We start from the raw sequence: 23,912 nt of genomic DNA, 5'->3' as shown, positions 1-23,912 counted from the left end.
GGACAGGGATTGACCGAGCAAATGGCCTCGAACGACGGACATGGCGGCAATGCGGGCGCGGGCGACGAGAGCGCCCGGCGCAGGCCGCCCGAATGGGCCGACGGTCTCAAGCAGCTATACGATTCGGTCGTCGAAGAGGCCCTGCCCGACAGCTTCAAGGACCTCATCGACCGGCTCGACGCGATACCTCCCGCCCGCGGCCGGGACAGCGGCCAGTGAGCGGCGAGCAGCATTCCGGCGACAGGCGCACGGCTGCCGAGAAATCCGATTTCAAGCGCGAGCTGACAGACGTCGTCCCGCACCTGCGCGCCTTTGCGCGCGGCCTGTGCGGGCGGCCCGACCTTGCCGACGATCTGGTGCAGGAAACGCTGTTGAAGGCCTGGGCGGCGCAGGACCGCTTCGAGCCGGGCACCTCGATGCGCGCCTGGACCTTCGTGATCCTGCGCAACGCCTACCTCACCGACATGCGCAGGAACCGCTTCCGCGGCGAGTATGACGAGGGCGTGGCCGAACGCATCCTCACCGCGCCCGCCGGGCAGGAAGAACCGATCCACCTCTCCGACCTCCACCGCGCACTGCTGACCCTGCCCGCCGAACGGCGCGAGGCGCTGCTGCTGGTGGGCGCGGGCGGCTTTTCCTACGAGGAAGCCGCGGCAATCTGCGGCTGCGCGGTCGGCACGATCAAGAGCCGCGTCGGCCGCGCCCGCGCCGCGCTGTCAGAAATGCTGGCGAGCGGCGCGATTCCCCGCCGCTCGAGCGGTGACGATGTCGCCCACAGCGCGATCCTCGAAGAGCTTGACGAGGTCGCGGCAGGCAACGGGGTCAGTTCGCGCGGGTGACCGGGCGCGTTTCTGGCGGGAAAGGCCAGAACGGGTGTGACAAGCCGGATTTTTGCCGCCAGTATCGCGCGCGCAACCACCGATAGGGGATCAAATGGCAAAGTTCTTTGGCAATCTACATCTTGTGCTCGCCGTCGGGCTGATCGCTGCGATTCTGGTCATCGTCAGCTTCACCGGCTGGACCGGCTCGGATGCGAAATCCTTGGCAGATGACGTGTTCCGCTGGCTCCACACCTTTTTCGGCATTCTCTGGATCGGGCTGCTCTACTACCTCAATTTCGTGCAGGTCCCGACCATGCCGAAGATCCCGGCCGAACAGACCGGGGCGATCAACAACCACATCGCGCCCAAGGTGTTCTTCTTCTTCCGCTATGCGGCGCTGCTGACGGTTGTGTTCGGCCTCGTGATCGCTTTCCACAGCGGCTATGGCGCGCAGGCGCTGACCTTCGGGGGCGAAGGTGCCGACGGCATCAACCTGATCGGGCTCGGCATGTGGCTCGGGCTGATCATGGCGTTCAACGTGTGGTTCATCATCTGGCCCGCGCAGAGGAAGATCCTCAACATCATGCCCGGTGCAAGCGACGAGGAAAAGGCCAAGCTGCGCCCGCGCGCACTGGCTGCAAGCCGCACCAACCTGCTGCTGTCGCTGCCGATGCTCTACTGCATGGTCAGCGCCAACCTGGGCGGCTGATGCCCGATGCGGCTCTCTCCCTTCGCGGGGAAGAGAGCCGCACATGGGCCGTTTGGCTCGCAGCCTTCCGGGGTGAAGGCCCCTATTGCGGGGTTCGGGGGCCTCAGACCGCAGGCCCGCCATCTCCCGCCGCGCGGTCAACCGCGCTGGTGACCGCAACATTCATGGTGACATTGCCCAAGGTGCGCATCAGATCGGGCAGCATCTCGACTGCAACCAGCAGCGCGAGCGGCTCGACCGGGACGCCCATGGCGAGCGCGATCGGTCCGATCGACACCACGAAGCTGATCGAGCCGGGCAGGCTGACGGCCGAAAGGCTGATGACGCTCGCGATCAGGATGCCGGCAATGGCGACCGTCAGCGGCACCTCCACCCCGGCGAGCGCGGCGATGTAATAGACCACGGCGAGGTTCATCGCGGCGCTGGTCGCACGGAAGATCACCACCGCAAGCGGCAGCACGAATTCCGCAGTCGAGGCGCGCAGCCCCAGCCGTCCGGCGGAATCGAGCATCGCAGGCAGGCTCGCCAGCGAGGACTGGGTGGACAGCGCCACCGCCTGCGCGGGCAGCATGGCGCCCGCAAACCTGCCGCCGGTGCGCCCCAGGCCGATGGCGATGACATAGGCGAGCACGAGGACGAAGGTGCCCATCAGGGTCACGCTCAGCACATAATGGCCGAGCGCGGCAAACGCGCCGCCGCCGCTCTGGACGCCCACGCCATAGGCCAGCGCGAAGACGCCCACCGGGGCGGCGGCCAGCACCCAGCCGATGATCAGCAGCATCGCATTGCCCAGCGCATGGAAGAAGCCGAGCAGCCGTTCGCTCTGGTCTTCCGGCAAGCGGGTGATCGCGACCGCGAACATCACGAAGAACAGCGTCAGCGGCAGCATCGCGGTCTCGGCGGCGGCGGCGACGATGTTGGGGCTCATCAGCGAGGCGAGGAAATCGAGCACCTTGGGCACCTCGCCCACATCGGAAGGGGTCTGCGCGAGAAAGGCGCTCGCGCCCTCGGGCACCGGGAAGGCGCGCAGCAGCGGGGGCATGACAAAAGAGGTGAAGGTCCCGCCGGCCAGTTGCACGAACACCATCAGGGCGATCATGCGGCGGGCGACCGTGCCGACCCGCGCGGCGAGGATCATCTGGACAAGGCCCAGCACCAGCAGCGCGGCGACCAGCGGGATGATGGTCATCTGCAAGGCGCGCAGCCACAGCCCCCCGACCAGCCCGGCAACATCGCCGGCCAGCGCCGGCGCTCCGGCAAGTCCGCCGAGGATACCGGCGCACAGCCCGCCGACCAGCGCGGCAAAGGTCAGCGCCACCGGCAGGCGGATCGAGACCAGCGCGAATTTCCCCTGTCCGGCCGCGCCGGTGTTCTCGCTATCGTGCAACGGTCGGTCCCCAAGCGGGCGGCTTGCCCTTCCCTTTGCGCGATAACCGCGCCAGAAGCGCGAGACAACATCGGCAAGGCGGCAAGGGCAGGGGAATTGATGGGACGCAAGCTGTTCGGAACCGACGGGATCAGGGGCCGCACCAATGCCGGCGTGATGACCGCCGCGATGGCGATGAAGGTCGGGCAGGCGGCGGGACGCCATTTCGTGCGCGGTGGGCACCGGCACCGGGTGGTGATCGGCAAGGACACGCGACTGTCGGGCTACATGATGGAAAGCGCGCTGGTGGCGGGCTTCACCAGCGTCGGGATCGACGTGATCATGACCGGGCCGCTGCCGACCCCGGCGATCGCGCTGCTGACGCGCGAGATGCGCGCCGATCTTGGCGTGATGATCTCGGCCAGCCACAATCCCTTTGCCGATAACGGCATCAAGCTGTTCGGCCCCGACGGCTTCAAGCTTTCCGACGAGGCCGAGGCCGAGATCGAGCGGCTGATGGAGACCGACATCCCCCTTGCCCCGGCCGAAAGGATCGGCCGCGCGCGCCGGATCGAGGATGCGCGCGGGCGCTATATCCACGCGGTCAAGCGGTCGGTGGCCGCCGAGATCCGCTTCGATGGATTGAAGGTCGTGGTCGATTGCGCGAACGGCGCGGCCTATCAGGTCGCCCCGTCCGCAATCTGGGAACTGGGCGCGGATGTGGTCGCGCTCGGCGTCACCCCCAATGGCACCAACATCAACGACGGCGTCGGCTCCACCGCCATCGCCGCATTGCAGGCCAAGGTGGTCGAGGAGCAGGCCGATATCGGCATTGCATTGGATGGCGATGCCGACCGGCTGATCGTGGTCGACGAAAAGGGCCGCGCGGTCGATGGCGACCAGATCATGGCGCTGATCGCGGGCCGCATGCAGGATCGCGGAAGTCTGAAGGGCGGCGGGATCGTGGCGACGGTGATGAGCAACCTCGGCCTCGAACGCTATCTGGGTGCGCGCGGGCTCGAGCTGGTGCGCGCCAAGGTGGGCGACCGCTATGTGCTCGAGGCGATGAAGGCGGGCGGCTACAATGTCGGCGGCGAGCAATCGGGGCACATGATCCTGCTCGATTATGCGACCACCGGCGACGGGACGGTCGCGGCGCTGCGGGTGCTGGCGAGCCTCGTGCGCAGCGGCAAGCCGGCGAGCGAGCTGCTCCATGTCTTCGATCCCGTGCCGCAGCTGCTCAAGAACGTGCGCTACGAGGGCGGCAAGCCGCTCGAGAATGATGCGGTCAAGGCGGTGATCGCCGAGGCCGAGGCCAGCCTTGCCGGCAAGGGTCGCCTCGTGATCCGCCCCTCGGGCACCGAACCGGTGATCCGCGTGATGGCCGAAGGCGACGACCAGCGCCAGGTCGAAGAAGTGGTCGACGCGATCTGCGAAGCGGTGCGGGTGGCGGCAGGATAGGAGAAGACCACGATGCTCGAAATGCGTCCCGATTGCGAAACCTGCGGCGTGCTGCTTGCGGCCGATGCGCCCGGCGCCTTCATCTGTTCGTTCGAATGCACCTTCTGCGCCGAATGCGCCGAGGACTTGGACGACCGCTGCCCCAATTGCGGCGGCGAGCTGATGGACCGGCCGACGCGCGCGAAAGCGCTCCACGCGAAGTTCCCGCCGAGCACGGAGCGCAAATTCAAGGGCTGAGCGGCACTCTTGCGCCCGCGCGCCATCGGGCGCATCACCGGGCCGACAGGAGGGACCGGATGCGGACAATCTTCAAGACCATCGCCTGGGCAGGGCTGGGCGCCATGGCGGCGCATGGCGGCACCGCGCGCGCTGCCGATGCGCCGCTTCGGCCCGACCAGATCGCCTACCGCGCATTGTTCGAGGAACTGGTCGAAACCGACACCACCCTGTCCAGCGGCAGCTGCACACGCGCCGCCGAGCGCATGGCCGCGCGGCTGCGCGAGGCGGGATTGCCCGAAAGCCGGATCCACCTCTTCGCCGATCCCGCCCACCCCCGCGAAGGCGGGCTGGTTGCGGTCTATCCCGGCACATCCACGACGCTGAAGCCGATCCTCGGCATCGCCCATATCGACGTCGTCGAAGCCCGGCGCGAGGATTGGGCGCGCGATCCCTTCACTCTCGTGGAGGAGAACGGCTATTTCTATGCCCGCGGCGTGGCGGATACCAAGGCGCTCGCGGCGACCTATGTCGATACGCTGATCCGCTTCCACAAAAGCGGCTACAAGCCCAAGCGCACCGTCAAGATCGCGCTCACCTGCGGCGAGGAGACCAACGGCGCCTTCAACGGCGTGGAGTGGCTCGCCGCCAACCGCCGCGAGCTGATCGACGCGGCCTTCGCCCTCAACGAAGGCGGCGGGGGCACCACCGATGGCAGTGGCGGCGGCCGGGACAAGGTGGTCGAACAGACCATGCAGGTCGGCGAGAAGACCTTCGCCACCTTCCGCCTCGAAACCCGCAACCCCGGCGGGCACAGCTCGGTGCCGCGGCCGGACAATGCGATCTACCAGCTCGCCCACGCGCTGACGAAGATCGGGGCTTACGAGTTCCCGCTCGAGATGACCGAGACCACCCGCACCTATTTCAACGAGGCCGGCAAGGGCCGCAAGGACGAGGTGGGCGCGGCGATGGTCGCGCTCGCGGCGAACCCGGCGGACACCGCCGCAGAGGCGATCGCCAACCGCGATCCCTTCCTCCATTCGAACCTGCGCACGACCTGCGTGGCAACGATGCTCGACGGCGGGCACGCGCGCAATGCGCTGGCGCAGCGCGCGGGGGCCTTCGTCAACTGCCGCATCTTTCCCGGCCATCCGGTGGAGGAAATCCGCGCCGAGCTGGCCCGGGTGATCGGCGATCCGGGCGTCAGCGTCACCACCCTGCCCCCGCTGCGCCCCGCCCCGCCCCCGCCGCCGCTGGCGCCGGAGGTGATGGGCCCTGCGGCCAAGCTGGTGGCAAGATATTTCCCGGGCGTGCCGCTCGTTCCGGTGATGGCCAATGGCTACACCGATGCGACCTTCCTCACCGCCGTGGGCATCCCGACCTACGGCGTGCCGGGCCTGTGGGGCGATCCCGACGGCAACGGCGCGCACGGGCTCGATGAGAGGCTCTCGGTGGAATCGGTCTATGTCGGGCGCGATTTCCTGTTCGATCTGATCAAGGCCTACGCCGGATAGGAGCCGCCGCGAAGGCACTGACGCGGCGCGCAATTGTTTGCTAAAGGCACGCGGCATGAGCCTTGCCGCCAAGCCCCCCCGCATCCTTGCCATCGCCGGTTCCGACAGCTCGGGCGGCGCAGGCATTCAGGCCGATATCAAGACGATCACCATGCTCGGCGGCTATGCCATGACCGCGATCACCGCGATCACCGCGCAGAACACCGCCGGCGTGCAGGGGGTCGAGGCGATCTCGGCAGACATGGTGCTCGCCCAGATTGCCTCCTGCGCCGAGGATATCGGGGTCGATGCGGTCAAGATCGGGATGCTCGCCGACGAAGACGTGATCCGTCACGTCGCGGCCGCGATGGTGCTGCTGCGGCGACCGCTGGTGCTCGATCCCGTGATGATTGCCACGAGCGGCGCGGTGCTGGTGGGGCCGGAGGCGGTCGCGACGCTGCGCGCGCGGCTGTTCCCGCTCGCCACCGTGATAACCCCCAACCTGCCCGAACTCGAACACCTCGCGGGCCGTGCGCTGCCGACCCACGCAGCGATGGTCGAAGCCGCACAGCAGCTCGCCGCAGCGACCGGCGCGGCGGTGCTGGCCAAGGGCGGACACGCGGACAGCGAGCGCATCACCGACGTGCTGATCGTGCCGGGCGAGGCGCCGCGCGCCTTCGATCACGCCCGCGTCGTCACCCGCCACACCCACGGCACCGGCTGCACGCTATCCTCCGCGATCGCGACCCTGCTTGGCCGGGGGGAGAGCCTCGCCGATGCGGTCGAGCAGGCGCGCGGCTTCGTGTTCCGGGCCATCGAAGCAGCCCCCGGCTATGGGCAAGGCCACGGCCCGCTCGGGCATCAGGCGGTGCGCCCCGCATGATGGAGCCGGTGATCCGCGTCGATGGCACCGGGGCAGACCCCTGCGCCGGGCGCGTGCGGATCGATTGGCCCAAGGCGCTGTGGAACGCGGCGATGATCGCCGGCACGCTGGCCGCGCTGGCCTTGGCGACATGGCAGGCCTTCGCGCTGTTCCTCGGGCTTACCTATGCGACGCTGCTTGTCGGTCATTCGGTGGGCATGCACCGGATGATGATCCACCGTACGTTCAAGGCACAGCCGTGGCTTGCGCGTACGCTCATCTATATCGGCACGCTGGTCGGCGTTTCCGGCCCCTCGGGCATCATCTGCATCCACGATGCCCGCGACTGGGCGCAGCGCGAGCCGCTCTGCCACGATTTCTTCGCCCACCGTGCCGGCTTCTGGCTGGACCTCGCGTGGAACCTGTTCTGCCGCTTCGACCTTGACCGCCCTCCGCGCATCACCATCGAGCCCGCCATCGCCGCCGATCCGTTCTACCGGCTGCTCGATGCGACATGGCGCTGGCAGCAGGTCCCGCTCGGGCTGCTGCTATACGCGCTGGGCGGCTGGGCGTTTGTGCTGTGGGGCATCTGCGCGCGGGTGTTCGCAAGCACTGCGGGGCACTGGAGCGTCACCTATTTCTGCCACAACCCCGGCCCGGGCAGGTGGATCGTCAAGGGCGCAGGCCTCCAGGCCGCCAACCTCACCGCCCCCGGCCTCGGCCTCCTCACCTATGGCGAGTGCTGGCACAACAACCACCACGCCTTCCCCGAAAGCGCACGCATCGGGCTCGAACCCGGCCAGACCGATCCGGGCTGGTGGGTGATCCGCGGGCTCGAGCGGCTGGGCTGGGTCCATGCCGTGGGCGCGCCCCGCCCCCAATCCGCGCGCGATGATCTGGCCGAGCGCGGTGGCGCTCAATCCTCCGCCATCGGGTCCTTGATGTCGTAGAAATCGGCGATGCAGGCCCAGGCCTCCTGCGCCGTTTCGACCCAGGTGAACAGGTCAAGGTCGCTCTTCGAGATCACGCCCTCTTCGGCCAGCGCCTCGAAATCGACGACGCGGGTCCAGAAGTCCTTGCCGAACAGGATGATCGGCATCGGCTTCATCTTGCCGGTCTGGATCAGCGTGACGAGCTCGAAGAATTCGTCGAAGGTCCCGAAGCCGCCCGGGAACACCGCCACCGCCCGCGCGCGCAGCAGGAAATGCATCTTCCTGAGCGCGAAATAGTGGAACTGGAACGAGAGGTAAGGCGTCACATAGGGGTTGGGCGCCTGTTCGTGGGGCAGCACGATGTTGAGGCCGATCGATTCGCTCCCCGCATCGCTCGCCCCGCGGTTGCCCGCCTCCATGATCGAGGGCCCCCCGCCGGTGGTGACGACGAACTGCCTGAGGCCGTTCTCGATGATCCCCTTCTCGCTGACCAGCCGGGCAAGGGCATAGGCCTCGTCGTAATACTTCGCCTTTTCGGCAAGGCGCTGGGCGACCTTGCGGTCATACTCGCTGGCGTTCTTCGCCGCCTCGAGCCGCGCTTCGGCCTGGGCGGGCGAGGGGATCCGCGCCGAGCCGTACATCACCAGCGTCGAGCCCACCCGCGCTTCATCAAGCAACATCTCGGGCTTCAAGAGCTCGAGCTGGAACCGCACGGGGCGAAGCTCGTCGCGCAGCAGGAAATCGGTGTCGCGGAAGGCGAGCTTGTAGGCCGGATGCGCGGTCTGCGGGGTGCGCTCCGGACCGGCTTCGGCAAAGCGCGTTTCCTCGCCGGCGCGGTAGAACTTGCGGTTGGTCAGGTCATGATCGGTCATGCTGAGACCCCTAGTGAGGGGTGATTGCCCCCGCAATAGCCGAGGGCGGGGCGCGAAACGCCGGCTGGCTGGATGCCCCGCAAGGATTCGAACCTTGATTGACGGAGTCAGAGTCCGCTCTCTTACCATTAGAGGACGGGGCATCGGCCATGCGCCGCGGGGGCCTGTGGCGGCCCCGGCGAGCGCGCTCCCTAGTTTCGCGAGGGGCCAAGGTCAAGCACCCACTTGGTCTGGCTGCTTGCTCTGCGGGCGGGCTTGCGATAACTTGCACACCAAGTGCCGTGCGCGAGGAGGGTTTGCGCGCGGTGAGATGAAAGCGTTGCGAAAATGGCGGAAACACTCCCGCCGGACAGGAATAGAAGTGCTGGGAAGAACCGGGGCGGCAAGTCCGGCAAGGTAGCCGATTTCCGCTACAAGCGCCCCCCCCAGCCCGATTCTCGCAGTCAGGGCGGCGGCCGTGAGCCCCGCGCCAAGGCCGCGAACGGCGAAGCGCGCCGCCCGGTGCGCCCGCTTGCCAAGAACGGGGCCGCCATGGCTGCCCGCGTGCGGCCCGACCTTGCCGACATCGGCGCCTTCAAGGGGCCTGCCAATGGCGAGGCCTATGCCGCGCTCGACCTTGGCACGAACAACTGCCGCCTGCTGATCGCCCGCCCGTCGGGCCGGGATTTCACCGTCATCGACGCCTTCAGCCGCGTGGTGAAGCTGGGCGAGGGGCTCGCGACCTGCGGACGCCTGTCGGATGCCGCGATGGAACGCACCCTCGCGGCGCTGACGATCTGCGCCGACAAGCTCCAGCGCCGCAACGTGCGCCTTGCCCGATCGGTCGCGACCGAGGCGTGCCGCCGCGCGTCGAACGGCCCGGAATTCATCGAGCGCGTGCGCCGCGAGACCGGCATCGCATTGGACATCATCAGCGCCGAGGAAGAGGCGCGGCTCGCGGTGCTGGGCTGCCACATCCTGCTCGAGGCGGGCGAGGGACCGGCGGTGATCTTCGACATCGGCGGCGGATCGACCGAGTTGGTGCTGGTCGAAGCCGACGCCGCGACCCGCGTGCCGCGCATCCTCGACTGGCAGAGCGTGCCGTGGGGCGTGGTCAGCCTCACCGACACGGTCGGCCGCAGCGAGGACAGCGAGACCGCGCGCCTTGCGCGGTTCGAGCGGATGCGCGCGATGGTCTCGGACAGCTTCACGCCCTTCGCCGCGCGGGTGGCCGAGGCCGCGCGCCATCCCGACATCCGCCTGCTCGGCACCAGCGGCACGGTGACGACGCTCGCCAGCCTCTACCTCGAACTGCCCAGCTATGATCGCAAGGCGGTGGACGGCCTGATCGTCCCGGCCCAGGAAATGCGCGGGATCAGCGCAAGGCTGGCGGTGATGACGCCCTACGAGCGCGCGAGCCTGCCGTGTATCGGGCAGGACCGGGCGGATCTGGTGGTGGCGGGCTGCGCGATTCTCGAGGCGATCCTCGACCTGTGGCCCGCGCGCCGGCTGGGGGTGGCCGACCGCGGCATCCGCGAAGGGATCCTGAGGAGCATCATGGCCGCCGAGCGCCACTCGGAACGCTCGCTGAAGGCGCTCAACAAGCAGCGCGGCACCGGGCGTCCAGCCCGATGACCCGCGGTGCCAAGGACACCGGCAAGCGCGTCAAGACCGCCAAGGGCCGGACCGCAAGCCAGGTGCGCTGGCTCGAACGCCAGCTCAACGATCCCTACGTCCGCCAGGCCAAGGCCGACGGTTACCGCAGCCGCGCGGCCTACAAGCTGATCGAACTGGACGAGAAGTTCGGCCTGTTGAAGGGCGCCACCCGCGTGGTCGATCTCGGCATCGCGCCGGGCGGCTGGGCGCAGGTGGTGCGCCAGAAGCGGCCCAGGGCGGAGGTGGTGGGGATCGACCTGTTGCCGGTCGAACCGCTGGAGGGCGTCACCATCTTCCAGATGGATTTCATGGACGATCACGCCCCCGCGCTGCTCGCCGAGGCCCTGGGAGGCCCGCCCGATCTGGTCATCTCCGACATGGCCGCCAATACCGTCGGCCACAAGCAGACCGATCACCTGCGCACCATGGGCCTTGTCGAGGCGGCGGCGTGGTTTGCGGTCGAGAACCTCGCGCCGGGCGGCGGCTTTGTCGCCAAGGTGCTGGCGGGCGGAACCGACACCGATCTGCTCGCCCTGCTCAAGAAGCATTTTTTGACCGTCAAGCACGCCAAGCCCCCGGCCAGCCGCAAGGGCTCGTCGGAATGGTATGTGATCGCCCAAGGCTTCAAGGGCTAGAAACAAAAAGGGCGGCCCGCGGGGCCGCGGGGCCGCCCTTTTGCTGTCCGTTTCCGGGAGGCGGATTACTCGGCCGGGGTTTCCGCCGGAGCCGGGGTTTCGCCCGCCGCCGGTTCTTCGGCACCTGCCGCCGCATCGGCGACGAAGGTCGGCACGGGCAGGTTCGAGCCTTGCGCGTTGAGATACATCGCGATCGCGGCGCGGTCCTCGATCTTGGGCAGGCCCGCAAAGCTCATCTTGGTGCCCGCGACATAGGCCTTGGGGTTCTTGAGCCACTCGTTCATCGAGTCCCAATCCCAGTTGCCGCCCTTGGCCTTGAGTTCGGCACTATAGGCGAACCCGGCATGAGCGCCGAGCGGCTTGCCCATCACGCCGTGGAGGTTGGGGCCGATCCCGTTGGCACCGCCGGCGTTGACCGTGTGGCAGCTCTGGCACTTGGCGAAAGCCTTTTCTCCGGCTGCGACCAGTTCGGCGGCCGGCTTCATGCTGAGCGCTTCGGCCATCGACATTTCGGCAGCAGCCCCGCCGCCTTCCTCGACCACGCCCTCGATCACGTAGCCGAGCTTTTCGGGCCGTTCGGGCTTGTCGCCGTGGAAATACTTGCCCGACAGGATCGACAGACCCAGCCAGAGGCCCGCTGCAAACAGCACCCAGCCGGCAGCAGTGTTGAACAGATCGCCGCCACCGTTCTGGCCTGCGGCTTTATCCTGCGAAGAGTTGTCCTGTGTCATCCCGCGCGCTCCATAGTGTCGCCCTCGCCCGCGCGCAAGACCGATCGTGGCACATATTCTTGCACCTTTTGCAAGTCGGCCCGCGCAGGGCTTGTGCGCGCGGCCCGAGGCATCTAGGCGCGTGCCCACCATGCGATCCTTCCCCGGCCCCGCCCTTGACATCGTCGACCGGATGCGCGCTGCTGCCGCCGCCGATCCGGCGCGCGCGATTGCCTTCCAGGGCTCGCCGGGGGCCAATTCGCACCGCGCGGCTTGCCTGGCGCGGCCCGAGCTTGCCCCGCTTCCGTGCTTCAGCTTCGAGGACGCGCTGGAGGCGGTGAAGGACGGACGCGCCGCACAGGCGATCATCCCGATCGAGAATTCGCAGCATGGCCGGGTCGCCGATATCCACTTCCTACTGCCCGAAAGCGGGCTCCACATCGTCGGCGAATATTTCATGGCGATCCACCATGCGCTGATGGCGCTGGGCGAGGCGACGCCGGGGCGCACCTTCGAGGCGGCCTATTCGCACCCGCAGGCCTTGGGCCAGTCGCGCCGTTACCTGCGCGCGCGCGGCATCGTGCCCTTGAGCCACGCCGATACCGCGGGCGCGGCCGCCTATGTGGCCGAGCGCGGTGATCCCACCGTCGCCGCCATCGCTCCGGCGCTTGCCGCCGAGCTCTACGGGCTCACCATCATCGAGCACAATGTCGAGGACAGCGCCGACAACATGACGCGCTTCGTGATCCTCGCCGGGCAAGCGCTCGCGCCGGCGGCACTTGCGGGGCGCCAGCTGATGACGACCTTCATCTTCGAGGTGAAGAACATTCCGGCCGCGCTCTACAAGGCGCTGGGGGGGTTTGCGACCAACGGCGTCAACATGACCAAGCTCGAAAGCTACCAGCAGGGCACGAGCTTTGCCGCGACGACCTTCTATGCCGACATCATCGGTGCCCCGGGCGATCCGGCGGTGGACCGCGCGCTGGAGGAATGCGCGTTTCATTCCAAGGAATTGCGGATCCTCGGCAGCTACGAACAGGGCCGCGCGAGGGGCTGACGGGCGGCCCCGGCACGGGCCCGGCGGTTTCCCGTTGCGCAGGCCCCGCACCCGTGCCACCACAGCGCCCGGGATGACCGCAGCGGCCGCACAAAGCCTTACCGAATCGCCAGCCAATGCGGGCGGATCGCCTCCCGCCGGGTGGGCCGAGCTGCGCGCCGATGGCGATATCCAGTTCGCCCCCGTCACCGTCCCCGAGGCGCCCCCGCCCGAACCGGGCTGGCTGTCCGAACAGCTCGACGCCTTCTTCGAATGGCTCGCCGAGGTGCTCGCCCCGCTGGGTCAGGCGCTGGCGGCATCGTGGTGGTGGCTGCAATATCTGCTGCCCGCGCTGGTCGGGCTGTTCGCGCTGGTGCTGGCGATCCGGCTGATCGATCCCTCGCTGCTGCGCTTCGGGCGCAAGGGCAAGCCCGCTTCCGGCCCTTCGCAGGAAGAACCCTGGCGCCCCGATACCGCCACCAGCCTCGCGCTGCTCGAGGATGCCGACCGGCTGGCCGGGGAGGGCCGCTTCGACGAGGCGACCCACCTGCTGCTCCAGCGCAGCGTCGCCCAGATCAGCGCCGCGCGGCCCGACTGGGTGGAGCCATCGAGCACCGCGCGCGAGCTTGCCGCATTGCCCGCGCTCCCCGCCCCGGCGCGCGCGGCCTTCGGGGTGATCGCGGCGCGGGTGGAAGCCTCGCTGTTCGCGCTGCGCCGCCTTGACGCGGCCGACTGGGAAGCCGCGCGCGCCGCCTATGCACAGTTCGCGCTCGCGAAGTTCGATCGCAAGGCGCTGGCCACATGAGCGCCGCCGCCGCCGCCCGCGCGCCTGCCGCCTTTTCCCGCACCGGCGCCTTCGCGCTGGTTGCGGGCGGCTTTGCGCTGTTCCTCGCGATGCTGTGGCTGATCGGCGCGGGTGCGGATTTCGGCGGCGAGCGGGGACGCGGTCAGGCGCATGCGGCCAGCAACGGCCTCAACGGCTATGCCGGGCTCGTCCGGCTGGTCGAAGCGCAGGGCTACAGCGTCGAACGCTCGCGCAGCACCGAGGACCTGAGAACCCGCGATCTGCTGGTGCTGACCCCCGGCATGTTCGCCGACGCCGAGGAAATCGGGAAAATCCTCGAGGCGCGCCGGTTCCTCGGGCCGACGCTGGTGATCATGGCCAAGTGGTGGGCGAACGAGCCCGGCCCCAACGCGCCGCCCGAGGTGCTCGCCAGGTTCAGGCGCGGGTGGGTGGCGCTCAACGGCGCGAGCCCGAGCGAGTGGCCTGCCGAACTGCCCCAGCCCTATCGCTTCGTGCACAAGGCCTACCCCGAGGCCTCCTCGCCGATGGCAATCGCGATCATGCCCGAGACCGCACCGAGCGCCGCGCCCAAGGCCGACAAGCCCCGCAAGCCGGGCCCTCCGGCGCGCTGGGCGGGGCTGGGGCTGGCGGGCACGTTCCCGCGCGAGGCGTTGCTCCACGCCGGCATCGGCGACGGGCAGAAGGCGCTGGTGATCGACCCGGCCGGCCGCGTGCTGGCCTTCGGCATCGACCTCGACGCGCGCGGCGAGCCCGAGACGCCCGAAGAGGAAGAGGCCGATATCTACACCGGGCGGGCCTATCCGGTGATCCTTCTCGCCGACCCCGATCTTGCCAACAACTACGGCCTTGCCGATGGCACCCGCGCGGCGGCCGCGATTGCGCTGGTGAACCGGCTGGCCGACCCGGAGGATATCGGCCATGTCGTCTTCGACATGACCCTGAACGGCTTCGGCGCGAGCGAGAACCTGCTCACGCTGGCCTTCCGCCCGCCCTTCCTGGCCGCGACGCTGAGCCTGCTCGTCGCGCTCGTCATCATCGGCTGGCGCGCGTTCCGGCGCTTCGGCCCGGCGGCGGCGGATGGCGGCCCCGATATCGCCTTCGGCAAGCGCCAGCTGATCATGAACGGTGCCGGGCTGATCCTGCGCGCGCGGCGCTTCGGGCTGCTCGGCGCGCCCTATGCAGCGCTCGCCGCGCGGCGCCTGGCGGAGCGGCTGGGCCTTGCGCGTCCCGATCCCGAGGCGATCGACGCCGCGCTTGCCCGCCGCCTGCCGGAAGAAGAGCCCTTCACCCGCCGCGCGGCGCGCATGGAGGCGGCGATGAAGCCGGCCGATATCCTCGCTGCCGCGCAAGGCCTCGATGATCTCGCCACCAAACTGCAACAGGGACCGACCCCGAAATGACCATGACCCTAGACGACGTCCGGAACCTCACCGGCGCCATCCGCAGCGAGATCGCCAAGGCGATCGTCGGGCAGGAGGCGATGGTCGACATGCTGCTGGTGGCGCTGCTGAGCGAAGGCCACGTGCTGCTCGAAGGCCCGCCGGGGACCGCCAAGACCTTCCTCGCGCAGAGCTTTGTCACCACGCTGGGCCTCGATTTCGGGCGCATCCAGTTCACGCCCGACCTGCTGCCGGGCGACATCCTCGGCTCCAACCTGTTCAATTTCCAGACCAGCCAGTTCACCCTCACAAGAGGCCCGATCTTCTGCGACCTGCTGCTGGCGGACGAGATCAACCGCACCCCGCCCAAGACGCAGGCCGCGCTCCTCGAAGCGATGCAGGAGCGGCGCGTGACCCTGGACGGCGAGACCCACCGCCTGCCCGACCGCTTCATGGTGGTCGCAACGCAAAACCCGATCGAGAACCAGGGCGTCTATCCGCTCCCCGAAGCGCAGCTCGACCGCTTCCTGTTCAAGCTGCTGGTGCCCTATCCGGCCGAGGAGGAGGAAGCGCGGATCGTGGCCACCTATGGCAAGCGTTCGGGGCCCCAGCGCCCGGCCGATCTTGGCGTCACCGCGGTCACCAACGCCGCAGGGCTTGCCGCCGCCACCGCCGCGGTCGGCGAAGTGACCGTCGCCGAGGACATCACCCGCTATGTCGTGCGCCTGATCCGCGCGACCCGCGAGCATGCCGAACTCACCGTCGGCGCGTCCCCGCGCGCCGCGGTGCTGCTGGCCGGCGCCGCCCGCGCCCGCGCCGCGCTGGAGGGGCGCGCCTATGTGATCCCCGATGACGTCAAGGCGCTTGCCGTCCCCGTGCTGCGCCACCGCCTGACGCTCTCGCCCGCGGCCGAGATCGAAGGCCGCGACATCGAGGCGCTGGTCGCCGAACTGGTCGAGGCCACGGAGGCGCCGCGCTGACGTGATCCGCGTCCTCCGCCTTGTCCTCGATATCCTGCTTCTGCTGCTGCGGCCGCTGCTGATCCTCGCGCCGACCGAGCGCGCCGCGTGGGTCGCTGCGGGGATTGCGCCGGTCGCGGTGGTGATCGCGGCGAGCGCACCGGGCGCATGGATCGCAGCGCCCCTCTTGGGGGCCGCGCTGCTGCTGCTGATCGGGATCGACGCGCTGCTTACCGGCAAGCTCGAAGGCTGGGAGATCCGCACCGCCGATGACATCGAGGTCGGCCAGCCGAGCAAGCTCGCCATCACCGCGCGCTTCAAGGGCCGCCAGCCGCGCCGCGCCGAGGCCGCGCTCGCCTGCGATGCGCGGCTCGCGGGCGAGGGCCGCATTGCCTTCGCCCTCGCCCCCGAACCCTTCGAGGACGGCTGGCGCGGCGAGACCACGCTCACCCCTACCCGCCGCGGCACCGCGCTGGTGGAACGCGCGTGGATGCGCTGGGAAGGGCCATTGGGCCTTGGCGGGCGGCAGGTCGATTATCCGCTCGAAAAGCCGGTGCGCATCTGGCCCGATCTCTCGCCGGTGCGCGCGCCCGATTTGCAGACCTTCCTCAGGAATGCCCAGATCGGGCTCATCAACCGCCGCATCCGGGGCGAGGGCACCCAGTTCGAGGCGCTTAGCGAATACCAGCCCGGCATGGACCGCCGCCGCATCGACTGGAAGGCCAGCGCGCGCCACACCCGCCTCTTCGCCCGCGAGAACGAGAGCGAGCGCAACAACCAGATCGTCTTCGCCTTCGATTGCGGGCAGGCGATGTGCGAGCCGGTCGACGGGCTCCCGCGCATCGACCGCGCGGTTTCCGCCGCGCTGACCTGCGGCTATGTCGCCTTGAAGGGGGGCGACAAGGTCGCGCTGTTCGGCTTTGCCCGCCGCCCGCAGCTGATGACCCCCTTCATCACCGACGCGCGCGCCTTTCACCGCTTGCAGAGCGCTGCGGCCGGCCTCGATTACGCGGCGGTCGAACCCAACTTCACCCTTGCTCTTGCCACCCTCACCTCGCAGCTCAAGCGCCGTTCGCTGGTGATGGTGTTCTCCGACTTCACCGATCCGACAGCGGCCGAACTGATGGTGGAAAGCCTCGGGCGGCTGGTGAACAAGCACCTCGTGCTGTTCGTCACCATGACCGACGCCGAGGTCGAGAACCTGATTGCCGCGCCGCCTGCCGACATGGCCACCCTCGCCCGCTCGGTCACCGCCGACAGCCTTGCGCAGCAAAGGAAGCTGGTGCTGACCCGGCTGCGCCGGCTCGGGATCGAGGTGCTCGAAGCCCCGTGGCAGAACATCGGCCCGCGCCTCATCGACCGCTATCTGGCGATCCGCAGCAGCGAGGCGATCGGCTGATGAAGGCGCCCGTCATCTCCTCGTGGTTCGGGCGCGGACAGGTGGAAGCCTCGCCCGATATCGAAAGCGCCGCGCTGCGCTCCGACCGCTTCCGGCTGGAACGCGAGGGCGAATGGAAGCGCCTGGAGGCGATCCTTGCCCGCATGGAAAAGGGCGGTCTCAGGCGCATTGCCGACGAGGATCTGATCGCGCTGCCCGCGCTCTACCGCACCGCTGCCTCCTCGCTGTCGGTGGCGCGCGAGACTTCGCTGGATGCCGCGACCCTCGCCTATCTCGAGGCGCTGGTGCAGCGCGCGTGGTTCCAGGTCTACGGGCCGCGGCAGGGCTTCGTGCGCTGGCTGCGCGAATTCGTCTTCGGCGGCTGGAGCCGCGCAGTCCGGTCGCTGTGGCTCGACACCTGCATCGCGCTGTTCGTGATGGTCGCGGGCACGGTGGTCGGCTGGCTGCTGGTCGCGCAGGACGAGGCGTGGTTTTACCGCCTGTTCCCGGCCGGGATGATGGACGCGCGCCAGCCCGGGGCGAGCCGCGAACAGCTGCTCGAAACGCTGGGGCATGATGCGGGTGCGGCCGGGCTCGCCGGGTTTGCCGCGCAGCTGTTCAGCAACAATTCGGCCGTCTGCATCCTCGCCTTTGCGCTGGGCTTTGCCTTCGGCATCCCCTCGCTGCTGCTGCTGGTGCACAACATGGCGCTCCTGGGCGTGCTGCTGTGGCTCTACAACGGGCAGGGGCTGGTGGCGGAGCTGGCCGCGTGGCTGAGCGTCCATGGCACGACCGAACTGTTCGGCATCATGCTCTCGGGCGCGGCGGGCCTCCATATCGGGCGGGCGATGGCCTTTCCGGGCAAACTCCCGGTTCTCGATGCCGCCGCTGCCGCCGGGCGCCGTGCGGCGGTGGTGATGGTGGGGGTGGTGATCATGATGATCGTCGCCGCGATCCTCGAAGCCTATCCGCGCCAGCTGGTCGAGGACACCAGCGCCCGCTTCATGATCGGCGGCACGATGCTGGTGTTCTGGCTCGCCTATTTCTACCTTTACCGCCGCGCCGCGCCGGAGAGCGGGGCATGAGCGCGCGCAGAATCGCCGCCCCCTTGCGCGACGATAAGCGCGCGCGCACGCTGGTGACGCCCGAAGGCCTCGCGCTGCCCGTCACCATCGCCCCGCGCACCGCGCGCGCCGGCGCGCTGATCATCGACTTCATGATCCTGCTGTTCGGCCTCATCGTCGTCCAGATCACGATCTACTACATCGCGCGCGGACTGCTCGCCGGGACCGGCTTCGATCCCGACGCGATGTCGAGCGGGGCGCTCGAATTCCTCGGGATCTGCATGGCGATCTTCGTGTTCTGCGCGTGGTACGGCTATTTTCTGGTGCAGGAACTGGGCCCGCGCGGGGCGACGCTGGGCAAGCGCATCGTCGGCATCCGCATCGCCGCGCGCGGCGGCGCGCGCCTGACGCCCGAGGCGGTGATCGCGCGCAACCTCCTGCGCGACATCGAGATTTTCTACCCCCTCATCACCCTCCTCGTGCTCACCGTGCTTGCCCAGAGCGGCCAGCCGATCGGCGTGCTCGGCTGGGTGGTGACCGGCTGGTTCGCGCTGTTCCTGCTGTTCCCGTTCTTCAACCGCGACCATTTGCGCGCAGGCGACATCGTTGCGGGCACCTGGGTGGTCGAGCGCCCGCGCGCCAAGCTCGCCAAAATCCTCTCGACCGAGGGCGCGGCGGCGGCGGCGGGGGAAAGCGGGGTCACCGGCGTGCGCTATGCCTTCGGCGAGGCCGAGCTTTCGGTCTATGGCGAGAAGGAACTCCAGACGCTTGAACGCATGCTGCGCGACAGCCCGCCCGAAGCGCTCGCCGCCGTCCACACAGCGATCTGCCGCAAGATCGGCTGGGATCCGGGCGCGGGCGACGAAAGGGCTTTCCTCGAAGCCTTCTATGCGCAACTGCGCGCAAAGCTCGAAGCCGACCTCCGGTTCGGCAAGCGCAAGGCGGACAAGTTTGCATGAAGGTTGATCGCAGGTTCTTCATCGGCGGCACGCTGGCGCTCGGCGCAGGCGCGTGCATCCCGCCCGACCAGTCGCCGCTCGGGCGGCTCGCAGCGGAACTCAGGATCATCGAGGCGGCGGGCGGAGGCACGCTCGGCGTCGAGATCCTCGACACCGCCACCGGCATGTCGGTCGGCATCAATCAGGACCACCGCTTCGGACATGCGTCATCCTTCAAGCTGAGCCTCGCCGCGCTGCTGCTCCAGCGCCATGCGGCGGGCACGATCGACGCCGACAGGCGCGTGATGTGGACCGAGGCGGAAATGCTCAACCCCGCCCCCTTCACCCGCGCGCGGATTGCCCAGGGCGCATCCTTGCGCGAGCTGGCGCGGGCGACGCAGACCACCTCGGACAATCCCGCCGCCAATATCCTGCTGCGCGAACTGGGCGGCCCGGCGGGGCTGACCGCCTTCTGGCGCAGCCTTGGCGACGCGGTGAGCCGCGCGGATCGCTTCGAGCCGGACAACAACCTCGTCCCCACCGGCGAGTTCCGCGACACCACCACGCCTGCCGCCATGGCGCGGACGGTGGCGAAAATCGTCTACGGCGACGCCTTGCCGGCAAAGGAGCGCGCCGAATTGAAGGGCTGGATGGTGGAGACCCAGACCGGCCTCAAGCGGGTGCGCGCGGGCCTGCCCGAAGGTTGGATCGCGGGCGACAAGACCGGCACCAGCGGGCTGATCGGCGGGACCGAATACAACTACATCGACATCGGGTTCGCCGAAGGGCCCAAGGGTGAAGGCCCGCTGACCTTCGCCTGCTATTTCCGCGCCCGCCAGACCGAGGACGAGATGCTTGCCTCAGGCCAGGAAACCCTCGCCCGCGTCGGCCGCATCATCACAGAATTCGCCGAGCCCGAACGCGGCCTGCCGCTGGTGGGGAAGCTTTATTAGGCTTCTCCCCTCCCGCTTGCGGGAGGGGTCGGGGGTGGGGGCTCGACATCTGCGGGCGTGGAGCACCCATCCCCAACCCCTTCCCTCGAGGGAAGGGGCTTTAATGATCCGGCGTTGCCGACACCTTCTCCTCGCCGCCGAAGATCGCCACTTCGTTGACCCCGGTGCTGGTCGCGCGGCCGCGATACATGCCAGTGGTGTTGAAGCTGAAGATCGCTTGGCCTTCCGGTGTCACGACGATCACTCCGCCATCGCCGCCGAGCTGCGCAACATCGGCCATCACGCTGTCGGCAATTTGCTGCGGGGCCTTGGCCAAGACCTCGGCAGGCACTTCCCCGCCCTCGACCTCGAGCGCGCGGAATTCCTCGAAAGCCCGCAGCCGCGCACAAATCTCGTGCGCCACGCCGACTCGGATGAAATACTCCCCCCACCCGGTGGCCGACACAGCGCAGGCGCGATTATCGGCATAGGTTCCCGCGCCGATCAGCGGCGCATCGCCCACGCGGCCCCAGCGTTTGCCGGTCATCCCGCCGGTCGAGGTGCCCGCTGCAAGGTTGCCCTTGGTGTCGAGCGCCACCGCGCCCACCGTGCCGAACTTGTGGTCGACATCCAATGCCGAAAGCTTCTCCGCCTTGAGCCGCTCCAGCGCCTCGCGCCGCGCAGGCGTGGCGAAATATTCGGGCGGCATCACGGCGAAGCCCTTGGAGACCGCAAACTCCTCCGCGCCCTTGCCGACGAGGAACACGTGCTCGCTCTGGGTGCGCACCGTATCGGCGAGGAGGATCGGGTTCTTGACCGTCTTCACCCCCGCAACCGCGCCCGCCGAGCGGTCGCGCCCGTCCATGATCGAGGCGTCCAATTCGTTGGTCCCGTCCCAGGTGAACACCGCGCCCTTGCCGGCGTTGAACAGCGGCGAATCCTCCATGATGATGATCGCGGCCTTGACCGCGTCCATCGCATCGCCGCCGCCTGCAAGGATCTTCGCCCCCGCATCCAGCGCGGCTTGCAAATCCGCCTCGTAGGCCGCGCGCTTTTCGGGCGTCATCTGCGCAGGGTCAAGCGTGCCGGCCCCGCCATGGATAGCGAGCGACCATTTCGGGGCATCCTCGGCAAAGGCGGGCTGGGACATGAGAGCGAGAGCAACCAGTGCGATCAGTTTCTTCATGGCCGCAAGGTCTAACCCGCCGCCGCCCATTTCGCCAGCTTAACAGCGCGTGCGGCCCGCGCTAGGGCGAGGCATGATCTATCGCCCCGCCACGCTCGCCGATGCGCCCGCCCTCGCCCGCCTCGGCGCGGAAACCTTCATCGCCTCTTTCGGGCATCTCTACACCCCCAAGGACCTCGCCGATTTCCTCGCCGAAGTGCACAACCCCGAGGCGGTCGCAGCCGAGATCGCGGGGGACGAATGCACCCACCGCCTGGTGGAAGACGCCAATGTCAACGGGGGCCAGCTCGTCGCCTTCTGCAAGCTGCGCTATCCCACCAAGTTCGGCGACTATACCGAAGCGACCAACCCCATCGAACTGGGCCAGCTCTATGCCCTCCCGGACTACACCGGCCACGGCATCGGCGCGGCGCTGATGGACTGGGCGCTAGGCCACGCGCGCGCGCGCGGGCACGATGCCATTCTGCTCAGCGTCTATGCCGAAAACTTCGGCGCACAGCGCTTCTACCAGCGCTACGGGTTCGCGCATGTCGCCGACATCACCTTCAAGGTGGGCGATCACTACGATCCGGAGTATCTCTACGAGCTGAAACTATAAAAGGGAGAGGGACATGAGCGAATTGGGCTGGGCGAGCACCACTGACGAGGTGCTGGCGGGCAAGGACCTGTCGGGGCGGACGGTGTTCATCACGGGGGCCAATTCGGGCCTCGGGCAGGAAACCGCGCGGGCGATGGCGGCGCGCGGGGCCGAGGTGATCATGGCCGGCCGCGATCAGGCCAAGCTCGATGAAAGCGTCGCCGCGATCCGCGCCGATCATCCCAAGGCGCAGCTCGAGACGATCACGGTGGACCTCACCAGCCTCGAATCGATCCGCGCCGCCACCTCGCGCGCGCGCCAGCGCTTCGCCAAGATCGACATCCTCATCAACAACGCCGGCGTGATGGCGACCCCGTTCAGCCACACCCATGACGGGTTCGAGATGCAGATCGGCACCAACCATTTCGGCCACTTCGCGCTGACCGGCGAGCTGTTCCCGTTGATCGAGAAGGGGCACGCAAAGCGCATCGTCAACCTCTCGAGCCGCGGGCACCACTTCGCGCCCGTCGATTTCGAGGACCCCTTCTTCGAACGCCGCGCCTATGATCCGTGGACCAGCTATGGCCATTCCAAGACCGCCAACGTGCTGTTCTCGGTGGGGATCGAGGCGCGCTACGCGGTGCTCGGCATCCATGCCTATGCGGTGCACCCGGGCGGGATCCAGACCAACCTCGGCCGCCACATGACGCCCGAGATGATCGAGACGCTGATGGCTCGCGTCACCTCGCGCGATACCGGCTTTGCGTGGAAGACCATCCCCCAAGGGGCGGCGACGAGCTGCTGGGCGGCCACCGCCGAGGAACTCGAAGGCAAGGGCGAGGTCTATTGCGAGGACTGCCACGTCGCCGCAGTGGACGACGAGAGCGCGACGGGCGGCGTGCGCTCCTACGCGCTCAACACCAGCTATGCCGACCGGCTGTGGGCGATGAGCGAGGAGCTGACCGGGGTGCGTTACCCGAGCTAGCTAGCCCGCCACGAATTCCGCCAGCAGGCCGAGCGCGTCCTTCGCCTCGCGGGTGGGGAGGATCGCCATGAAGACGTGCGGCGCGGCCTCGTATTCGTAAAGCTTGGCGTCCACCCCGGCCTCGACCAGGCGGGCAAGGAAGCTGCGCGAATCGATGATGAAGAGGTCGTGCCGCCCGGTCCAGATGCGGGTCGGCGGCAGCTTCGCAAGCGCTTCGGCGGGCGCGTAGAGCGGGCTCACCTCGGGCGAATCCATCGCGCGCCCGGCCGCCACCAGCCCCCCGCAGGCGCGCAAGGTGCCGATCTTGAGCATCACGTCGAAGGGCTCGATGGCGGCGATCGCGGGGTCGGCAAGGCCGAGGTCGAGCCACGGCGCGAACAGCGCGAGCTTGCCCGGCTGCGCGCCGCCGGCCGCCGCCAGCCGCAGCGCCAGCGCCAGCGCCATGTGCCCGCCCGCGCTGTCGCCGTTGAGGATGATCCGCGCCGGATCGTGGGTCGCGGCGAGATCGGCCCAGACCGCATCGGCCAGCGCGTCCTGCGCGGCATAGCCCGCCTCGGGCACGACGGGGTAGAGCGGCACGGTGACGCTCACCCCGCACCGCTTCACCATCTCGGCGACGAGCGGCCAGTGGACCTTGAACATCGGCTTCACGAAGCCGCCGCCGTGGAAATAGAGCATGTGCCATGGCGCCGGGCCGCTCTTGGGGTGCAGCGTCACCACCTTGTGGCCGAGCAATGCGCGCTCTTCGATCAGGAACGTCTTTCGGAACCCTTCGGGCATCGGCGCATCGCGCGGCAGCGTCCTGCCCGCCATCTGTTCGTGAAAGCCCGCCTCGTCGAGCGGGAAGACCGGCGTCTGGCGGCCCACCATCCACTTGATCGCGCGCAGCAGCAGGCTGGGGCTCGGGCTGCGCAGTTCGGTCGATGCATGGGTCAGCACGGTCTCTCTCTCCCCTGAGTTT

Annotated in this window: 25 protein-coding genes and 1 tRNA gene; 20 read left to right on the top strand and 6 right to left on the bottom strand. The window is 68.7% G+C overall.

Annotation, left to right across the window (positions count from 1 at the left end; genetic code table 11):
• The first annotated feature begins 21 nt into the window (after positions 1-21).
• From D620_RS16250 to D620_RS0104590, 3 genes are all read left to right on the top strand, one after another.
• Positions 22-219 (top strand): NepR family anti-sigma factor, encoded by a 198-nt coding sequence (locus D620_RS16250; RefSeq protein ID WP_017664618.1) that lies wholly within the window; start codon positions 22-24, stop codon positions 217-219.
• Entirely contained in the window at positions 216-839 is a 624-nt protein-coding gene (locus D620_RS0104595) for a sigma-70 family RNA polymerase sigma factor (RefSeq protein WP_017664617.1), read from the top strand. Before D620_RS16250 ends, D620_RS0104595 begins: the two co-directional genes overlap by 4 nt.
• Before the next feature lie 94 nt (positions 840-933).
• Positions 934-1,530 carry a urate hydroxylase PuuD gene (locus tag D620_RS0104590; protein ID WP_017664616.1) on the top strand — a complete coding sequence of 199 codons (597 nt, stop codon included), beginning with the start codon at positions 934-936 and terminating at the stop codon, positions 1,528-1,530.
• Positions 1,531-1,633: 103 nt separating this feature from the next.
• On the opposite strand, the gene D620_RS0104585 is transcribed toward D620_RS0104590, so the two are convergent.
• A complete protein-coding gene (locus tag D620_RS0104585; protein WP_017664615.1) occupies positions 1,634-2,917 on the bottom strand; it encodes a dicarboxylate/amino acid:cation symporter in 1,284 nt (427 codons plus the stop codon).
• Between the two features lie 99 nt (positions 2,918-3,016).
• On the opposite strand from D620_RS0104585, the gene glmM reads away from it, so the two are divergent.
• Genes glmM through D620_RS0104560 form a run of 5 tightly spaced genes read left to right on the top strand, consistent with a single transcriptional unit; the run spans position 3,017 to position 7,878 of the window.
• Entirely contained in the window at positions 3,017-4,357 is a 1,341-nt protein-coding gene (gene glmM / locus D620_RS0104580; RefSeq protein WP_017664614.1) for a phosphoglucosamine mutase, read from the top strand.
• A 12-nt stretch (positions 4,358-4,369) separates the two neighbouring features.
• Entirely contained in the window at positions 4,370-4,594 is a 225-nt protein-coding gene (locus D620_RS0104575) for a DUF1272 domain-containing protein (protein WP_017664613.1), read from the top strand.
• Positions 4,595-4,653: 59 nt separating this feature from the next.
• Positions 4,654-6,087, top strand: coding sequence for a M20/M25/M40 family metallo-hydrolase (locus D620_RS0104570; protein WP_017664612.1), 1,434 nt, complete (start codon positions 4,654-4,656; stop codon positions 6,085-6,087).
• A 55-nt stretch (positions 6,088-6,142) separates the two neighbouring features.
• Positions 6,143-6,949, top strand: coding sequence for a bifunctional hydroxymethylpyrimidine kinase/phosphomethylpyrimidine kinase (gene thiD, locus D620_RS0104565; RefSeq protein ID WP_017664611.1), 807 nt, complete (start codon positions 6,143-6,145; stop codon positions 6,947-6,949).
• Positions 6,946-7,878 carry an acyl-CoA desaturase gene (locus tag D620_RS0104560; protein ID WP_051020536.1) on the top strand — a complete coding sequence of 311 codons (933 nt, stop codon included), beginning with the start codon at positions 6,946-6,948 and terminating at the stop codon, positions 7,876-7,878. Before thiD ends, D620_RS0104560 begins: the two co-directional genes overlap by 4 nt.
• On the opposite strand, the gene D620_RS0104555 is transcribed toward D620_RS0104560, so the two are convergent.
• Positions 7,845-8,732, bottom strand: coding sequence for an LOG family protein (locus tag D620_RS0104555; RefSeq protein ID WP_017664609.1), 888 nt, complete (start codon positions 8,730-8,732; stop codon positions 7,845-7,847). The two genes, D620_RS0104560 and D620_RS0104555, sit on opposite strands and share 34 nt — an antisense overlap.
• Before the next feature lie 69 nt (positions 8,733-8,801).
• Positions 8,802-8,875 (bottom strand) — tRNA-Gln (locus D620_RS0104550).
• A gap of 184 nt (positions 8,876-9,059) precedes the next feature.
• Between D620_RS0104550 and D620_RS0104545 the strand changes: the two genes are divergently transcribed.
• Complete coding sequence (locus tag D620_RS0104545) at positions 9,060-10,346, top strand: Ppx/GppA phosphatase family protein (protein WP_017664608.1); 1,287 nt, start codon at positions 9,060-9,062, stop codon at positions 10,344-10,346.
• Complete coding sequence (locus D620_RS0104540; protein ID WP_017664607.1) at positions 10,343-11,002, top strand: RlmE family RNA methyltransferase; 660 nt, start codon at positions 10,343-10,345, stop codon at positions 11,000-11,002. Before D620_RS0104545 ends, D620_RS0104540 begins: the two co-directional genes overlap by 4 nt.
• 65 nt (positions 11,003-11,067) lie before the next feature.
• On the opposite strand, the gene D620_RS0104535 is transcribed toward D620_RS0104540, so the two are convergent.
• Complete coding sequence (locus D620_RS0104535) at positions 11,068-11,733, bottom strand: c-type cytochrome (protein ID WP_017664606.1); 666 nt, start codon at positions 11,731-11,733, stop codon at positions 11,068-11,070.
• Between the two features lie 130 nt (positions 11,734-11,863).
• Between D620_RS0104535 and D620_RS0104530 the strand changes: the two genes are divergently transcribed.
• The 8 genes from D620_RS0104530 to bla all read left to right on the top strand — a co-directional run bounded on the left by D620_RS0104530 (position 11,864) and on the right by bla (position 20,224).
• Positions 11,864-12,769: a prephenate dehydratase gene (locus D620_RS0104530; protein ID WP_017664605.1), complete on the top strand. Its 906-nt coding sequence runs from the start codon at positions 11,864-11,866 to the stop codon at positions 12,767-12,769.
• A 73-nt stretch (positions 12,770-12,842) separates the two neighbouring features.
• Positions 12,843-13,553, top strand: coding sequence for a hypothetical protein (locus D620_RS0104525; protein ID WP_017664604.1), 711 nt, complete (start codon positions 12,843-12,845; stop codon positions 13,551-13,553).
• A complete protein-coding gene (locus D620_RS0104520) occupies positions 13,550-14,953 on the top strand; it encodes a DUF4350 domain-containing protein (protein ID WP_017664603.1) in 1,404 nt (467 codons plus the stop codon). The genes D620_RS0104525 and D620_RS0104520 overlap by 4 nt, the downstream gene beginning before the upstream one ends.
• Positions 14,950-15,912 carry an AAA family ATPase gene (locus D620_RS0104515; protein ID WP_017664602.1) on the top strand — a complete coding sequence of 321 codons (963 nt, stop codon included), beginning with the start codon at positions 14,950-14,952 and terminating at the stop codon, positions 15,910-15,912. Before D620_RS0104520 ends, D620_RS0104515 begins: the two co-directional genes overlap by 4 nt.
• 4 nt (positions 15,913-15,916) lie before the next feature.
• On the top strand, positions 15,917-17,290 hold the full coding sequence (locus tag D620_RS0104510; protein ID WP_233991968.1) for a DUF58 domain-containing protein: 1,374 nt from the start codon (positions 15,917-15,919) through the stop codon (positions 17,288-17,290).
• Positions 17,290-18,354: a stage II sporulation protein M gene (locus D620_RS0104505; RefSeq protein WP_017664600.1), complete on the top strand. Its 1,065-nt coding sequence runs from the start codon at positions 17,290-17,292 to the stop codon at positions 18,352-18,354. The genes D620_RS0104510 and D620_RS0104505 overlap by 1 nt, the downstream gene beginning before the upstream one ends.
• Entirely contained in the window at positions 18,351-19,292 is a 942-nt protein-coding gene (locus D620_RS0104500) for an RDD family protein (protein ID WP_017664599.1), read from the top strand. Before D620_RS0104505 ends, D620_RS0104500 begins: the two co-directional genes overlap by 4 nt.
• Positions 19,289-20,224, top strand: coding sequence for a class A beta-lactamase (gene bla, locus D620_RS0104495; protein ID WP_017664598.1), 936 nt, complete (start codon positions 19,289-19,291; stop codon positions 20,222-20,224). Before D620_RS0104500 ends, bla begins: the two co-directional genes overlap by 4 nt.
• Before the next feature lie 100 nt (positions 20,225-20,324).
• On the opposite strand, the gene D620_RS0104490 is transcribed toward bla, so the two are convergent.
• Positions 20,325-21,389 carry an isoaspartyl peptidase/L-asparaginase family protein gene (locus tag D620_RS0104490; RefSeq protein ID WP_017664597.1) on the bottom strand — a complete coding sequence of 355 codons (1,065 nt, stop codon included), beginning with the start codon at positions 21,387-21,389 and terminating at the stop codon, positions 20,325-20,327.
• A gap of 73 nt (positions 21,390-21,462) precedes the next feature.
• Here D620_RS0104490 and D620_RS0104485 point away from each other — a divergent pair, with 73 nt between their 5' ends.
• The gene (locus tag D620_RS0104485) at positions 21,463-21,987 is read left to right on the top strand and encodes a GNAT family N-acetyltransferase (protein ID WP_017664596.1); all 525 of its coding nucleotides are present in this window, start codon (positions 21,463-21,465) and stop codon (positions 21,985-21,987) included.
• Positions 21,988-22,000: 13 nt separating this feature from the next.
• Positions 22,001-22,951, top strand: coding sequence for an SDR family NAD(P)-dependent oxidoreductase (locus D620_RS0104480; protein WP_017664595.1), 951 nt, complete (start codon positions 22,001-22,003; stop codon positions 22,949-22,951).
• Here the strand turns inward: D620_RS0104480 and D620_RS0104475 are convergent, their stop codons facing one another.
• On the bottom strand, positions 22,952-23,890 hold the full coding sequence (locus D620_RS0104475) for an alpha/beta hydrolase (protein ID WP_017664594.1): 939 nt from the start codon (positions 23,888-23,890) through the stop codon (positions 22,952-22,954).
• Positions 23,891-23,912 lie beyond the last annotated feature (22 nt).

Origin of the sequence: Porphyrobacter sp. AAP82 (genome assembly GCF_000331285.1) — a bacterium.
Taxonomy (GTDB): domain Bacteria; phylum Pseudomonadota; class Alphaproteobacteria; order Sphingomonadales; family Sphingomonadaceae; genus Erythrobacter.
This window is presented reverse-complemented; position numbering and strand designations above follow the sequence as displayed.

What these genes read in the sequence shown, in the direction of transcription:
- D620_RS0104505 (WP_017664600.1), top strand. Translation starts at nt 17,290, where the DNA reads ATGAAGGCGCCCGTCATCTCCTCGTGGTTCGGGCGCGGACAGGTGGAA.
- D620_RS0104515 (WP_017664602.1), top strand. Translation starts at nt 14,950, where the DNA reads ATGACCATGACCCTAGACGACGTCCGGAACCTCACCGGCGCCATCCGC.
- D620_RS0104480 (WP_017664595.1), top strand. Translation starts at nt 22,001, where the DNA reads ATGAGCGAATTGGGCTGGGCGAGCACCACTGACGAGGTGCTGGCGGGC.
- D620_RS0104500 (WP_017664599.1), top strand. Translation starts at nt 18,351, where the DNA reads ATGAGCGCGCGCAGAATCGCCGCCCCCTTGCGCGACGATAAGCGCGCG.
- D620_RS0104570 (WP_017664612.1), top strand. Translation starts at nt 4,654, where the DNA reads ATGCGGACAATCTTCAAGACCATCGCCTGGGCAGGGCTGGGCGCCATG.
- D620_RS0104535 (WP_017664606.1), bottom strand. Translation starts at nt 11,733, where the DNA reads ATGACACAGGACAACTCTTCGCAGGATAAAGCCGCAGGCCAGAACGGT.
- D620_RS0104575 (WP_017664613.1), top strand. Translation starts at nt 4,370, where the DNA reads ATGCTCGAAATGCGTCCCGATTGCGAAACCTGCGGCGTGCTGCTTGCG.
- D620_RS0104555 (WP_017664609.1), bottom strand. Translation starts at nt 8,732, where the DNA reads ATGACCGATCATGACCTGACCAACCGCAAGTTCTACCGCGCCGGCGAG.
- D620_RS0104490 (WP_017664597.1), bottom strand. Translation starts at nt 21,389, where the DNA reads ATGAAGAAACTGATCGCACTGGTTGCTCTCGCTCTCATGTCCCAGCCC.
- D620_RS0104560 (WP_051020536.1), top strand. Translation starts at nt 6,946, where the DNA reads ATGATGGAGCCGGTGATCCGCGTCGATGGCACCGGGGCAGACCCCTGC.
- D620_RS0104545 (WP_017664608.1), top strand. Translation starts at nt 9,060, where the DNA reads ATGGCGGAAACACTCCCGCCGGACAGGAATAGAAGTGCTGGGAAGAAC.
- D620_RS0104590 (WP_017664616.1), top strand. Translation starts at nt 934, where the DNA reads ATGGCAAAGTTCTTTGGCAATCTACATCTTGTGCTCGCCGTCGGGCTG.
- thiD (WP_017664611.1), top strand. Translation starts at nt 6,143, where the DNA reads ATGAGCCTTGCCGCCAAGCCCCCCCGCATCCTTGCCATCGCCGGTTCC.
- D620_RS0104530 (WP_017664605.1), top strand. Translation starts at nt 11,864, where the DNA reads ATGCGATCCTTCCCCGGCCCCGCCCTTGACATCGTCGACCGGATGCGC.
- bla (WP_017664598.1), top strand. Translation starts at nt 19,289, where the DNA reads ATGAAGGTTGATCGCAGGTTCTTCATCGGCGGCACGCTGGCGCTCGGC.
- glmM (WP_017664614.1), top strand. Translation starts at nt 3,017, where the DNA reads ATGGGACGCAAGCTGTTCGGAACCGACGGGATCAGGGGCCGCACCAAT.
- D620_RS16250 (WP_017664618.1), top strand. Translation starts at nt 22, where the DNA reads ATGGCCTCGAACGACGGACATGGCGGCAATGCGGGCGCGGGCGACGAG.
- D620_RS0104485 (WP_017664596.1), top strand. Translation starts at nt 21,463, where the DNA reads ATGATCTATCGCCCCGCCACGCTCGCCGATGCGCCCGCCCTCGCCCGC.
- D620_RS0104540 (WP_017664607.1), top strand. Translation starts at nt 10,343, where the DNA reads ATGACCCGCGGTGCCAAGGACACCGGCAAGCGCGTCAAGACCGCCAAG.
- D620_RS0104520 (WP_017664603.1), top strand. Translation starts at nt 13,550, where the DNA reads ATGAGCGCCGCCGCCGCCGCCCGCGCGCCTGCCGCCTTTTCCCGCACC.
- D620_RS0104525 (WP_017664604.1), top strand. Translation starts at nt 12,843, where the DNA reads ATGACCGCAGCGGCCGCACAAAGCCTTACCGAATCGCCAGCCAATGCG.